Origin of the sequence: Flavobacterium antarcticum DSM 19726, assembly GCF_000419685.1 — a bacterium.
GTDB lineage: Bacteria > Bacteroidota > Bacteroidia > Flavobacteriales > Flavobacteriaceae > Flavobacterium > Flavobacterium antarcticum.
In genome coordinates, this window is sequence record NZ_ATTM01000007.1 from 1 (window position 1) to 13,122 (window position 13,122).

The 13,122-nt window shown below is 35.1% G+C and carries 13 protein-coding genes; 8 read left to right on the forward strand and 5 right to left on the reverse strand.

The window, feature by feature from the left end:
• A partial coding sequence (locus YWA_RS15095; RefSeq protein WP_022827859.1) for a fibronectin type III domain-containing protein occupies positions 1–2,195 on the reverse strand: 2,195 nt, incomplete at its 3' end.
• Between the two features lie 232 nt (positions 2,196–2,427).
• Here YWA_RS15095 and YWA_RS0112350 point away from each other — a divergent pair.
• On the forward strand, positions 2,428–3,186 hold the full coding sequence (locus tag YWA_RS0112350; RefSeq protein ID WP_022828824.1) for a UDP-2,3-diacylglucosamine diphosphatase: 759 nt from the start codon (positions 2,428–2,430) through the stop codon (positions 3,184–3,186).
• Here the strand turns inward: YWA_RS0112350 and YWA_RS0112355 are convergent.
• The 4 genes from YWA_RS0112355 to YWA_RS0112375 form a co-directional block, all read right to left on the reverse strand.
• On the reverse strand, positions 3,183–3,539 hold the full coding sequence (locus tag YWA_RS0112355) for a hypothetical protein (RefSeq protein ID WP_022828825.1): 357 nt from the start codon (positions 3,537–3,539) through the stop codon (positions 3,183–3,185). The genes YWA_RS0112350 and YWA_RS0112355 overlap by 4 nt on opposite strands.
• A gap of 71 nt (positions 3,540–3,610) precedes the next feature.
• Positions 3,611–5,299 carry a single-stranded-DNA-specific exonuclease RecJ gene (recJ, locus tag YWA_RS0112360; RefSeq protein WP_022828826.1) on the reverse strand — a complete coding sequence of 563 codons (1,689 nt, stop codon included), beginning with the start codon at positions 5,297–5,299 and terminating at the stop codon, positions 3,611–3,613.
• Between the two features lie 342 nt (positions 5,300–5,641).
• Positions 5,642–7,189 carry an Rne/Rng family ribonuclease gene (locus YWA_RS0112370; RefSeq protein WP_022828828.1) on the reverse strand — a complete coding sequence of 516 codons (1,548 nt, stop codon included), beginning with the start codon at positions 7,187–7,189 and terminating at the stop codon, positions 5,642–5,644.
• Positions 7,190–7,569: 380 nt separating this feature from the next.
• Positions 7,570–7,860 (reverse strand): HU family DNA-binding protein, encoded by a 291-nt coding sequence (locus YWA_RS0112375; RefSeq protein WP_022828829.1) that lies wholly within the window; start codon positions 7,858–7,860, stop codon positions 7,570–7,572.
• 132 nt (positions 7,861–7,992) lie between these two features.
• On the opposite strand from YWA_RS0112375, the gene mutY reads away from it, so the two are divergent.
• From mutY to YWA_RS0112410, 7 genes are all read left to right on the forward strand, one after another.
• On the forward strand, positions 7,993–9,036 hold the full coding sequence (mutY, locus tag YWA_RS0112380; protein ID WP_022828830.1) for an A/G-specific adenine glycosylase: 1,044 nt from the start codon (positions 7,993–7,995) through the stop codon (positions 9,034–9,036).
• Between the two features lie 43 nt (positions 9,037–9,079).
• Positions 9,080–9,499, forward strand: coding sequence for a single-stranded DNA-binding protein (locus YWA_RS0112385; protein ID WP_022828831.1), 420 nt, complete (start codon positions 9,080–9,082; stop codon positions 9,497–9,499).
• A 22-nt stretch (positions 9,500–9,521) separates the two neighbouring features.
• Positions 9,522–10,823, forward strand: coding sequence for a gliding motility-associated protein GldE (locus YWA_RS0112390; RefSeq protein WP_022828832.1), 1,302 nt, complete (start codon positions 9,522–9,524; stop codon positions 10,821–10,823).
• A 94-nt stretch (positions 10,824–10,917) separates the two neighbouring features.
• Entirely contained in the window at positions 10,918–11,487 is a 570-nt protein-coding gene (gldD, locus tag YWA_RS0112395) for a gliding motility lipoprotein GldD (RefSeq protein ID WP_022828833.1), read from the forward strand.
• Positions 11,488–11,668: 181 nt separating this feature from the next.
• Positions 11,669–11,902, forward strand: a complete 234-nt coding sequence (locus tag YWA_RS0112400; protein ID WP_022828834.1) for a hypothetical protein — start codon at positions 11,669–11,671, stop codon at positions 11,900–11,902.
• 64 nt (positions 11,903–11,966) lie between these two features.
• Positions 11,967–12,680: a GLPGLI family protein gene (locus tag YWA_RS15440; protein WP_022828835.1), complete on the forward strand. Its 714-nt coding sequence runs from the start codon at positions 11,967–11,969 to the stop codon at positions 12,678–12,680.
• Between the two features lie 54 nt (positions 12,681–12,734).
• Complete coding sequence (locus YWA_RS0112410; protein WP_022828836.1) at positions 12,735–12,992, forward strand: carboxypeptidase-like regulatory domain-containing protein; 258 nt, start codon at positions 12,735–12,737, stop codon at positions 12,990–12,992.
• Positions 12,993–13,122 lie beyond the last annotated feature (130 nt).

Here is a 13,122-nt window from a genome sequence, read left to right on the forward strand (position 1 = left end):
GGTAATGTCTTAAATGTTTTTACAACAGACCATGGTGAATCTGCTGGTGCACTACATTCTACACGTACATATACATCGTAAGAAGTATCGGGTATTAATGTATTGGGTACTGGTATATTGAAAGAAAATGGTGCTGCAGTTCCGTTTGTTCCTGAGAAAGTAGGTGTGCTATTTTCATCCGGTGCTCCTTGTCCTGTTGGTACAATATAAATATCAAATCCTACTCCTTCTGTCCCTGGTGCTTCCCAGTTAATGGTTCCGCCGGTAGTGGTAATAGAAGTGACTGTTACGTTGATTGGTGCAATGTTACATAATGGAGCGGTACAATTCACTACATTATTATAAATTGAGGTCCCTACTGTTTCATCTGCTCCAATTACTTTTGCAATAGTTTGTCCAAATTTATTGATAACTGTTACAATACATTGTTGGGGTTGTGTTCCTGGTACACTCCAGAAAATATCAAACGGAACGTTGGTACAAAGTGGCACTATTACATCCACTGGTCCTGCTCCTTGTTGAAACGTGTACGTACTTCCTATTGTTGCTACAATAATGCCGTTTTGACGCACTTGCATAAGTGCTCCATTCCATCCATTATTGGCACTGTCGGTCATTCTAAAGGTGTAGTCACATTTATCGGCTGGGGCACAAATTTGGGTGTTGAATAAGATCGGTCCTGACCAAGCACTAAATACCCCTGGAGAACATTCTGAACGTACCCAATATTGGTATGGAGTAGCTGGATCTAAATCGGTTGGTGTAAAAGTAGTTCCGGTAATTCCTATATACTGTCCAGCTCCTGATGGTACTGTACTTCCTTGAGATTGTACTGCTACTTGGTAAGAAGTTACAGTTCCTGTAGGTGCGGTCCATGAAAAATCAGCGCCATTTAAAGTGGTATTTGCTACCAATAAATCCGTTGGTTTTGAAGGACAGTTTTCACATTGAATTAACAAGTTATAGCCTACTGTTGGCGATTGTACGTTTGAAGATATTACGATGATGTACGTAACGCCTTCGGTAACTGCAAGGTTGATTACTCGAGTAGCATTGGTTGCATCTCCAGCGGCTCCTAAACAAGGGCCTGTAAGTCCTGCACAACTTGCGTAAATGAACATCGAAGAGCGTGTTTGTGCCGAGTTTAATGTAAAACTTACCGGGCAACTCGCTGTAGCGGTATAGCTATAGAAAACATCGTTACCCGATTGGTAGTTTACACTTCCTGAAATACAAGAAGCTACTTGAGGTCCTGCTAATAAGTTTCCGAAATTTCCCGTATTATCAACAGTTTGATAAGGCAAACTCGAAATAAGTATAGGATCTGAACAGGCTGTTCCAATGGCTAGGGTCGTAAAGTTAAAAGGCCCTACCCATTCACTGAAGTTTCCGCCTCCACAATTGGTTCGTACGTAATATTTATAATTGGTGTTTGGTGACAAGTTTTCCGCTGGAAACGTAGGTCCTACGCTTGAATTGGTTGGAGTACCTGTGGCTGGGGTACTAGAAGTTAAGATTTCCAAGTCATATCCTGTGGCTCCAGTGACTGCAGGCCAAAATAAATTAGCCGTTGTAGCGGCAATCGTATTGGCACTTAAGTTAGAAGGCGTCAAACATTTTTGAACCACGTTGATATCATCCACTAACCAGCGGTCTCCATCTACACCTGCCGTTGGTTGGGTATACACTCTTACAAATGCGATAAAGGTATTGGTTCCTATTGAGGCTGTAGGAAAATCTACGACTTTCTCCTCTACCACATTATGTACTGCGTTTAATTCAAATTCGGTCCATTGCTTCAAAACAGTGTACGAAGACAAAGCCGATTGAGACGCTCCAGAGTAAATCCGAATCTGATACAAGGTTTGTTGATTCCCTGGCAATGTTTGCTGGGTCAGAAATCGCAACTGACCGTTTGTAGGTATCAATGTCGCTGGACTGATCAACCAGTCCTCCGAAGTATTGCCCATACCAATATTTTGTCTATTGATATAAGCCGACTTCGTGCCATTGATAACAACACTTGGAACGTCCGTTATAGCCCAGCTTACACTGGTGCCTACTCCATTGTCCGTAACAAGCCAACCTGTGGGGAAACCACCGGCAACTGTCGTACTCTCAAAGTTCTCAGGGAACTGTGAATACCCGACGAAAGAGTATAAAATCGCGAGTAATAATAAGGTAATTTTCTTCATGAAATGAAAAATTTATAGGTTTTTAATAGTAATTCCAATTAAATATGGAAAGTCAAATTTAACAAATTTTAAGACTATTTCACGCAAATACTTATATTTAACTAATTAGTTCGCAAATGTTATATTCAATAACGAGACATAGTAAACTTAAGTAGTTGTTCAAAATTCAATCGGTATCTCATCAATTATTTATTTAGGGAGTTTTAGTATCTTTGACTTTTTAAAATAAAAAATGATTCAACAAAGTCTAAAAAAAATATATTTTGCCTCTGATCAACATTTTGGCGCACCAACTTCCGAATTAAGTTTTCCAAGAGAACAAAAATTCGTTCGATGGCTCGACGAAATAAAGCACGATGCAGAAGCGATCTTCCTATTAGGCGATTTATTTGATTTTTGGTTTGAATACAAAACGGTTGTTCCCAAAGGTTTTGTCAGAGTTTTAGGAAAATTAGCAGAAATCAGAGACAGCGGAATTCCCATCTACTTTTTTGTAGGAAACCACGATTTATGGATGGCCGATTATTTTGAAAAAGAACTCAACATACCCACGTACCACGACAATAAAGAATTTACATTTGGAAATAAAACCTTTTTAATTGGCCACGGAGACGGAAAAGGTCCTGGCGATAAAGGGTATAAAAGAATGAAAAAAGTATTTACTGCTCCATTTTCAAAGTGGCTTTACAGATGGGTACACCCCGATATTGGAATGAAATTAGCCCAATATTTATCAGTAAAAAACAAACTGATTTCAGGAGACGAAGATGTAGTTTATTTAGGCGAAGACAAAGAATGGTTAGTTTTATACGCTAAGAAAAAACTCGAAACCAAACATTACAACTACTTCATTTTTGGCCACCGCCATCTTCCGATGCAAATCGAAGTGGGACCTAATTCGTACTATGTAAATCTGGGCGATTGGATTGGATATTTTACGTACGGTGTTTTTGATGGTGAAAAATTCGAACTGAAAGAATTCAAAAATTAATTTCTACCCCTACCGAGAATGTAATTTTGTAATTTCATCTTGAAAATAGTGCCATTTACCAAATCGTGAATGCCTTCTAACTCATCAATAGACACAGCTAAATCAATCTGTTTTGCAGGCGTTTGAAGTAAAAACCTGCTGCATGTTGCTTTCGCTTTACAATCGGAACAACAACTTGTTCGTGATTTACTTTCAACTATTAATGCCGAAAATTGTTCCAGTTCCGATAATGTTAAATGAAAACCAGATTCTTTAAATACCAACTGCACTTTCTCAGAAGTTACCTCTTCTTTTTGATTCCAATAAAAGGCCATACCAAAATCGTTGCCGTAAATCTGCCTCATTATTCCCATAAATAAATCTTTGAGAACAAATATAACTTTATTATTTATAATAATTCTAAATAATAAAGTTAAACTTACTTTTATTGCAGGTCTTTTAAATTCAACTGCAACGAAGTTTTACCATTCCATTCATTTTCACTCAGCGAATACACAATGTCAATAGGTTTTCGGTTCTTAACTAAGTCGAATTTAGTGCCTAAACCAAATCCAATTGCGGCAAATCCCTCTGAATTATTTTGTTTCAAAAACAATTTCAAATGTTCGTCATTTCCACCCATCGGTTTTGCGTAACCTGTATCAAAAACACTTTTAGAAACGAAAACCGGCGTCATATTTTCAGGACCAAAAGGCTCAAATTGCTTTAAAATCCGAATCATTTTTTCATCGATAGCAGCCAAATCTAACTCCATGTCAATTAAAATTTGGGGTTCGCGTTGTTCTTCTGAAATGGTATTTTTGACTTGATTTTCAAAGGCAATTTTAAACATTTCATAATTTTCTTCTTGCAAAGTCATTCCTGCTGCATACATGTGTCCACCAAATTGCTCCAAATGTTCAGCACAGGCTTCCAACGCATTGTAAACATCAAAACCAAGTACCGATCGAGCGGAGGCCGCTAATTTATTACCACTTTTCGTAAACACTAAAGTGGGTCTATAATAATGCTCTATCAACCGAGAAGCCACAATACCAATAACACCTTTGTGCCAATCTTCCTGATAAACAACAGTTGAAAAACGGTCTGTTTCCTGATTTGAAATAATTTGGTTTAACGCTTCTACAGTAATCTGTTTATCCAATTCTTTTCGTTCTGAATTGTACATTTCAATTTCTCGTGCAAATTCTATTGCTTGTTCAAAATCAAATTCCGACAATAATTGTACGGCATAATTTCCATGTTTTATTCTTCCTGCGGCATTAATTCTTGGCGCAATAATGAATACCACATCGGTAATCGTCAATTCTTCTTTTTTAACTTGATGAATTAACGCTTTAATTCCAGGTCGTGGATTTGAATTTATTACTTCCAATCCAAATTTCGCCAAAATCCTGTTTTCACCAGTCATTGGAACTATATCAGCTGCAATTGCAGTTGCAACTAAATCTAAATATTTTACCAGATCCTCTGTGCTTTGTCCTCGACTCAGTCCCAGCGCTTGAATTAATTTAAATCCAATTCCGCAACCGCATAATTCATCGTAAGGATAATCACAATCTACCCGTTTAGGATCAAGAACTGCAACCGCATCTGGAATTAAATCGCCTGGACGGTGGTGGTCACAAATAATAAAGTCGATATTTTTTTCTTTGGCATAAGCCACATGATCCACTGATTTAATTCCGCAATCAAGTGCAATGATTAGTGAAATCTCATTGTCGTCTGCATAATCAATTCCCATAAAGGAAATACCGTAACCTTCTGCATATCGGTCCGGAATATAAGTAGTAACATTGGGATAAATTGTTTTCAAATAAGATGCAACTAACGAAACGGCGGTCGTGCCATCCACATCATAATCGCCGAAAACCATGATGTTTTCACCAGAAAGAATCGCTTTCTCAATTCTAGCCGTAGCTTTGTCCATATCTTTCATTAGATACGGATCATGTAAATCGGTTAGTGAAGGACGAAAAAAAAGTCGGGCATCTTCAAAAGTAGTAATGCCGCGAGAAACAAGTAATTCAGCAATTAAAGGCGAAATACTTAAGGATTCAACAAGAGTCGAAATTTTCTCAGGAGTCGGTTTTGGTTTATAGTTCCAGCGCATTTTGGCAGATAATTTAATGAATCGAATAATATTCTAAATGTACTTAAAATACAAAAGCAAAAATAGAAAAGAAATATAATTTAGAGAAATCAGATTGAACACGTGAAAAAATGGCTCTTAAATATTTTGACTAGCAATAAAACGCAACAATTAGTCCACACGAAGGATTATAATTTTGTCCAAAAAAGAAATAGTACACCGATTACACGAATATTCACAGATTAAAAAATTCGTCTAAGTTGTGTAAAACCTCTAATTCAATAACAATTTCTTCAATTTCAAAAACAAAAAAACCGCTAATCTTTCGAAAAGCGGTTTTGAGGTACTGACCTAAATTCAGCATTAATCTATTGTAAGTTCATTTCCTTTTTTATCAAAGAAATGGTATTCTAAAAACGTGTAAGCGTCTCTTGGTATTATTTTGATCCATTTTTTGTGTTCAAAAAACCATTTTGAACGCATCGAAGGGAATCCTTTTGCAAGATATGCAGCAACAAACGGGTGAACGTTTAAGACTACTTTCTTGTGCTTTTTCAACATTAGTTCTAAATCAGAAGCGATCTTGTCGATAATCAAAATTGGTGCTTCAATCTCGCCCGAATCACGATCTGGACTTTCTTCACTTGTTTTAATGTTCACTTCTGGACGAACACGCTGTCTTGTAATTTGCACCAAGCCAAATTTACTTGGAGGCAAAATTTTGTGTTTCGCCTTATCATCGCTCATTTCTTCACGTAGAAAATCGTATAAAACTTTACGGTTTTCAGGATCAGACATGTCGATAAAATCGATTACGATAATTCCGCCCATATCACGCAAACGCAATTGACGCGCAACTTCTGCTGCTGCAATCATGTTTACTTCAAGTGCCGTATCTTCCTGGTTGGTTGCTTTATTCGAACGGTTTCCGCTATTCACGTCTATAACGTGCAAAGCTTCAGTGTGTTCGATAATTAAATAAGCCCCTTTACTCATGGAAACGGTCTTGCCGAATGAGGTTTTGATCTGTCTTTCTATATTGTACTTTTCAAAAATCGGAGTATCCTTCGATTGATAATGCTTAACGATAGATTGTTTTGAAGGAGCAATTTCCTGCAAATAATCCTTTGTTTGGTAAAACAACTCTTCGTCATCTATGTGTATTCCACTAAAAGTGTCATTGAATACGTCTCTTAATATTGAGGAAGCTCGGTTGAGTTCACCTAATACTTTTGAGGGATGATGAGCAGTTGGTAATTTTTTACACATTCCCGACCATCTGTCGAGTAATGTTGTCAAGTCCTTTTCTATTTCTGTGACTTTTTTGCCTTCGGCTACTGTTCGCACAATAACGCCGAAACCTTTAGGCTTGATGGATTGTAATAATCGCTTAAGACGCTCTTTCTCTTCTTTTGATTCTATTTTTTGCGAAATAGAAACGCGGTCAGAAAAAGGAACGAGAACAATAAATCGTCCGGCCAACGAAAGTTCTGAACTGATTCGTGGACCTTTTGTCGATATAGGTTCTTTTACGATTTGTACTAAGATGGATTGATTGGCACTTATTACATCCGTAACAACGCCGTTTTTATCAATCTCTTTCTCAAACTGAAAATTTTTCAGAGAGAACTCTTTTAATTTACCTGTAGTAACAAGTTTAATGAATTTCAGTTGGGAAGCTAAATTCGGACCTAAATCGTGGTAATGTAAAAAGGCATCTTTTTCGAAGCCAACATTTACAAAAGCCGCGTTCAATCCAGCAACTGGTTTTCTGATTTTAGCGATAAAAATATCGCCTACCTGAAAGTTGCTTTTTTCTTCTTCCTTGTGTAATTCAATTAGTTTTCCATCTTTTAATAAGGCAAAATCTACAGCGTCAGAACTTGATCGAATGATTAATTCTTTATTCACCTTGTAAATTTTTATCCAAACGTAATAGGTGAAAGGTCAGAAGGCTTACGGTTCAAAGTTAAACCTTGAAACCAAAACCCTGCAACCTGAACTTTTCGTAAGGATGGATTAAACAATAATTAACAGGTTTGTGTACCCGGGGAAAAGAGTATTCAGTGTTAAGTTAGGAAGTGTTCAGTTGCTGACCACTAAAAAACTGATTACTGATTACTGAATTCAATTTCAATGAACGTTAAAAAGAAAAAAGTAGTTTAAAACTACTTTTTCTTCTTGTGACGGTTAGCTCTCGCTCGTTTTTTACGTTTGTGAGTTGCTACCTTATGTCTTTTTCTTTTTTTACCACTTGGCATAATGGGTTGATTTTTTGATTAATAAATTATTTATTTTGCTTCGTTATTCAATTTTACACCTTCTACAAACACTTTTGCAGGTTTGAAAGCGGGAATATTATGGGCAGGAATTTTAATAGTAGTGTTTTTAGAAATATTACGTCCTGTTTTTTCTGCTCTAGTTTTGATGATAAAACTACCAAAACCTCTTAAATAAACGTTGTCACCTGTTTCCAATGAATTTTTTACTTCATCCATAAACGTTTCAACAGTTGCTTGAACATCTCCTTTTTCCAGACCTAATCTTTCTGAAATTTTCGCTACGATATCTGCTTTCGTCATTTTCTTTTCAATTTATATTGATGTACTATTTTTTTGAGAGTGCAAATATATGAATTAATTAAACAATATATCATCCTAATTCATTAAAATTTAATCACATAAACGACTATTTTTGTACTCTCAAATTTTATAATGATTTTTTCTAAACAATTAATTAAGTGGTATTTACAACACAAACGCAATTTGCCTTGGCGCGAAACTCAAAACCCATACCTGATTTGGCTCTCTGAAATTATGCTGCAGCAAACGCGAGTTGCACAAGGTTTGCCCTTTTATGAAGCATTTGTTTCCGCTTTTCCAACGGTGTTTGATTTAGCAAATGCTTCGGAAGAACAAGTGCTAAAACTATGGCAAGGATTGGGGTATTATTCCAGAGCTCGAAATTTACATTACACGGCAAAATTTGTTGCGAATGATTTAAAAGGCAAGTTCCCAAACAATTACAAACAATTGCTAGAACTAAAAGGCGTTGGTGATTATACCGCTGCCGCAATTGCTTCTTTTTCGTTTGACGAAGTCGTTCCTGTTGTTGATGGAAACGTTTTTCGGGTTTTGTCACGCGTTTTCCAAGTTGAAACCGACATTTCAAATGCTTCCGCGAAAAAAGAATTTCAAGAATTAGCGCTAGAACTAATGCCAAAAAATAATCCTGCGGTATTCAACCAAGCGATTATGGAATTTGGCGCTTTGCAATGTGTTCCAAAAAATCCCAATTGCGAAATCTGCATTTTTAACGACAGTTGTTTGGCATTAAGAAACAATAAAATCACGGCACTTCCTGTAAAAACAAAGAAAACAAAAGTGACCAATCGGTATCTAAACTACTTGATTTTTGAAGACGAAGTGAAAAATACCCTGATTCAGAAGCGTTCTGCAAAAGGGATTTGGCACAATTTATATGAATTTCCGTTGATTGAAACAGCCAATGATGTGGGTTTAGAGGAAATAATCCAACTTTCATCAGAAGAATTTTCTGACAAATATGCAGTAATTAGCATCGAAAATTTGTCGTCAGTACCTGTAAAACATAAATTATCACATCAAAATTTATCCATTCAGTTTTGGAAAATTTCCATAAAAGACCTTTTAGACAGCGGATTGCCGTTTTCAGAAGTTAAAAAACGCCCATTCCCAATTGTTATTTACAATTTTATTGAAAAGGAATTATTGGACTAATCCAAAATTTACTATATTTGGATATACAAACAGGAACAATAAGATGAACGGAACAGTAAATAAAGTAATTTTAGTAGGCCACTTAGGCGATGAAATAAAAATGCACTATTTTGATGGAGGAAATTGTATCGGTCGCTTTCCTTTAGCAACAAACGAAACTTACATTAATAAAAGTACAGGAGAGAAAATAAATTCTACGGAATGGCACAATCTTGTTGTCCGAAATAAAGCGGCTGAAATTTGCGAAAAATACCTTTCAAAAGGAGACAAAGTATATATTGAGGGAAGAATCAAGTCACGCCAATGGCAAGACGACAGTGGTTCTCAAAAATATACAACTGAAATTCAGGTAACAGAATTTACATTTTTAACTTTGAAAAAAGATTCTGACGACAGTCGATCTCAGTTGAACAAACCGAAATTTGAAGACGATGATTTGCCTAAAAACGACTTGCCGTACTAATGTTTAACCAATTTTAACGCTTTTGGACCCAGAACCCCCCAGTTTACAATTTATAGAAACGCTAGACCTTACAGTAATAATTGGATTCGCCCTAATTATTGTATTATTATTTTTTGCCGCATTAATTTCAGGAGCCGAAGTAGCGTTCTTTTCGCTTTCAGCAGAGGACTTGGATGAATCTGCATCAAAAAGTCCTCGAAAAACAAGAATTATTTCGCATTTATTGGAACGTCCTAAAAAATTGTTAGCGACTTTGTTAGTCGCCAATAATGTGATCAACATTGCAATCGTAGTTCTGTTTGTCACGATAAGTCGCAACTTTTTTCTTTCTATACCTTATTATGGATTGCGGTTGTTGACAAAAATTGTTTTGATAACTTTTGTCATCTTGTTCTTTGGCGAAGTTTTGCCTAAAATTTTTGCAAGTCGGAACAATATTAAATTTGCAAAAATCACCGTTTACTTTATCGCTTTTTTGGAAAAAATACTTTCGCCCATCAGCATTCCGATGCGATCATTGACGATTTATTTGCAGGAAAAACTTGGTAAAGAAAAATCGAATTTCTCTGTTGACCAACTTTCTCAAGCCTTAGAACTGACTGCTTCGGATGAAAACTCGTCGGATGAACAGAAGATTTTAGAGGGAATTGTCTCTTTTGGAAATACGGAAACCAAACAAGTAATGAGTCCGCGAATTGATATTTTTGCTATAGAAAATGATGAGTCTTTCTCGGAAGTTTTGAAAAAAGTATTGGAAAAAGGGTATTCTCGAATTCCAGTTTACAAAGATAATATTGACCATATTGAAGGCGTTTTGTTTGTCAAGGATTTAATTCCGCACATTGACGCGGAGGATTTCGATTGGTTGACACTTTTACGCGAACCCTTCTTTGTTCCTGAAAATAAAAAATTAGACAATTTACTGAAAGATTTTCAACGCATGAAAAGCCATCTTGCCGTTGTAGTTGACGAATACGGTGGTACTTCAGGACTGGTTTCTCTGGAAGACATTATCGAAGAAATTGTAGGCGATATCAGCGACGAATTTGACGATGAAGACATTAATTATTCGCAAATTGACGAACGCAACTTTCTTTTTGAAGGGAAAATTTATCTAAAGGATTTCTACCGAATTATTGACGTAGACGAAGCTGTTTTTGAAGAACGAAAGGGAGAAGCGGAAACGTTAGCCGGACTTTTGCTTGAAATTTTAGGCAATTTCCCAAAAAAGGGCCAACAAGTTCAATTCGAGAAATGTACTTTTACGGTTGAATTGGTCGACAAGAAAAGGATTAAGCAAATAAAAGTTACTTTAAACTCCTAATTATAGGATCTCTTTAGATGCATATTCTCGTATTATTTACTGTAAATTTGTGTCGGAATTCGCTTTGCGGCAACCTCATATAAAACGAAACAGCATGAATAAGAAAAATTGGTTTGTATATTTTTTGGCAATTGGATTATTTATAGTTTCAAGCTGTAAAGACGATGTTTTACCTAAACCAACTTCTAGTTTGCGACTGGATTATCCCGAAGCAACTTACAAAACGTTTGAAGACGCTTCGTGTCCGTTTACATTTGAAGTGAACAGTGATGGGAAAGTGATTCAAGAAAAAAACTGCAACTTGACCATTCAATACCCAAAAATGAAAGCGACGATTTATCTCACATTTCAACCCATAAACAACAACATCAATTTGCTTTTAAGAGACGCTCAAACGCTGACTTACAAACATGTAGTAAAAGCAGATGACATTGTAGAACAACCTTTTATAAATAAAAAAGATGGTGTTTACGGAATGTACTATGCGGTTAATGGTAATGCAGCTACGAATGCTCAATTTTATTTGACTGACAGTACAAGTTACTTTGTAGATTGTTCCGTTTACTTCTATGCAAAACCTAACTTTGATTCGATCATGCCTGCTGCAAGTTATTTAAGAAATGATTTACAGAATATGATGGAAAGCTTCCGTTGGAAGAAATAATTCTTCCTCTTTATTCTTAAAACCTCTTTATTGTAAAATTCATGATACAAAAACTTCTATTTTTTTAGTTCTATCATTAAGTATTTATGCTCAAACCAATTCTGCTAAAGTAAATTATTCATTAAAAATTGGTTAAGACGAAGGTTTTCCAAATGCGGAAGCTGTAAAAGATTATTATGCAATGGCTCAAAAAGGTGCTGAATTTGTGCATTTTGATTTAGAAGCTAACAAAGTGGTTTCCTATTCTGAGATGAAAGAACAATTAGCAATAAATGATTCAAGTGGATTACGCAAAGAAGCTAAAGTCACAGGAATGAGTGATAAAGATGCGAATAAAGCAGGTTTAAAAATGTATTTTTGGTGTAAAGGTGAAAATGTTAAAAACATGACATTTGATTTACAAAAATCTAATTAACTCAAAAAAATAGAGAGGCTGCCTCAAATTTATTTTTGAAACAGCCCCATTTAAAAATCATATTATGAAAAGAAAAGTAATCTTTATTTTTACGCTCTTAATCGTATGTTTATCATTTGCTCAACAGAAAAATGTAAATGTTCAATATGTTGTAAAAATAGATAATGAAAAGGAATTATTTAATAGTAATCCTAGTCTAAGACAAATGTTTGATAATGCTCGAATGGGGTCTAATAATTTGCAATTTAATTTAATTATTAATAATTCAGGCTCAAAATTCTACGAAAATTCTATATTGTCAATTTCTGAAAACAATATAAAGAATGCAACTCTTTTTACTGGGTATTCGGGTATAACGTATCAATTTGAAAATAATATTTTTCAAGAAATGAACTACATAGAAAAGGGTACTTTGATAAAAGAGCCGCTAAAAGATAATTGGGAATTACAAAATGAAACGAAGATGATTGATAATTATTTATGTTATAAAGCAACTAATGTAAATCGAATAGACAATGGGTCTGGAAAGATATTTAATCATCCTGTTATTGCATGGTATTGTCCAGAACTTCCATACAGATATGGACCAAATGGGTATAGTAACTTGCCGGGTTTAATATTAGAACTACAAGTTAGAAATGTGATTTTTGGTGCAAAAAAAATAGATTTGAATTCAAATATTAATTTTGATTTATCATTTCTACAAAATGTAAAAACCATTTCCTTAGAAGCTTACAATAAACAACTTGAGCAAAACGCAGAAAATTTTAAAGGTTGATTTATCCTAAAGTTTATTGTCTAAATGATTAATTTTATTGTTCATTAAAATTTCATGCCCAAATCCCGACTACTTTTCCTCCTACTTTCCATCTCCGTCTTTTCCCAAAAAACCATAACAGGAGTAGTTTCTGATTCCTTAAATCAACCTTTAGAATCCGCTAATTTAATTGCAAAACCTTTGCAAGAAAAAGCAGGAATTAAGTTTGCCATGGCTGATACTAAAGGACGTTTTCGATCAGAACTCGATAATAATGTAAAATATGGAATCGTCGTTTCCTATATTGGTTATACCGAAGAAGTTTTGATTTAATTAAACAAGAATTAAGAAAATGTATAGTTTTTCTATACCAATTAGTACAGAAAAATGATACATTTTCATAAATAACAATTTTAAATTTTGCTAACAGAAATTAATGCTACAATTTTATAAAAGGTTTAAT

Excerpts from the sequence above, each read along its gene's own strand:
- gldD (WP_022828833.1), top strand. The coding sequence starts at position 10,918 with ATGAATAAGAAAAATTGGTTTGTATATTTTTTGGCAATTGGATTATTT.
- YWA_RS0112375 (WP_022828829.1), bottom strand. The coding sequence starts at position 7,860 with ATGACGAAAGCAGATATCGTAGCGAAAATTTCAGAAAGATTAGGTCTG.
- YWA_RS0112350 (WP_022828824.1), top strand. The coding sequence starts at position 2,428 with ATGATTCAACAAAGTCTAAAAAAAATATATTTTGCCTCTGATCAACAT.
- mutY (WP_022828830.1), top strand. The coding sequence starts at position 7,993 with ATGATTTTTTCTAAACAATTAATTAAGTGGTATTTACAACACAAACGC.
- YWA_RS0112355 (WP_022828825.1), bottom strand. The coding sequence starts at position 3,539 with ATGGGAATAATGAGGCAGATTTACGGCAACGATTTTGGTATGGCCTTT.
- YWA_RS0112400 (WP_022828834.1), top strand. The coding sequence starts at position 11,669 with ATGGCTCAAAAAGGTGCTGAATTTGTGCATTTTGATTTAGAAGCTAAC.
- YWA_RS15440 (WP_022828835.1), top strand. The coding sequence starts at position 11,967 with ATGAAAAGAAAAGTAATCTTTATTTTTACGCTCTTAATCGTATGTTTA.
- recJ (WP_022828826.1), bottom strand. The coding sequence starts at position 5,299 with ATGCGCTGGAACTATAAACCAAAACCGACTCCTGAGAAAATTTCGACT.
- YWA_RS0112385 (WP_022828831.1), top strand. The coding sequence starts at position 9,080 with ATGAACGGAACAGTAAATAAAGTAATTTTAGTAGGCCACTTAGGCGAT.
- YWA_RS0112410 (WP_022828836.1), top strand. The coding sequence starts at position 12,735 with ATGCCCAAATCCCGACTACTTTTCCTCCTACTTTCCATCTCCGTCTTT.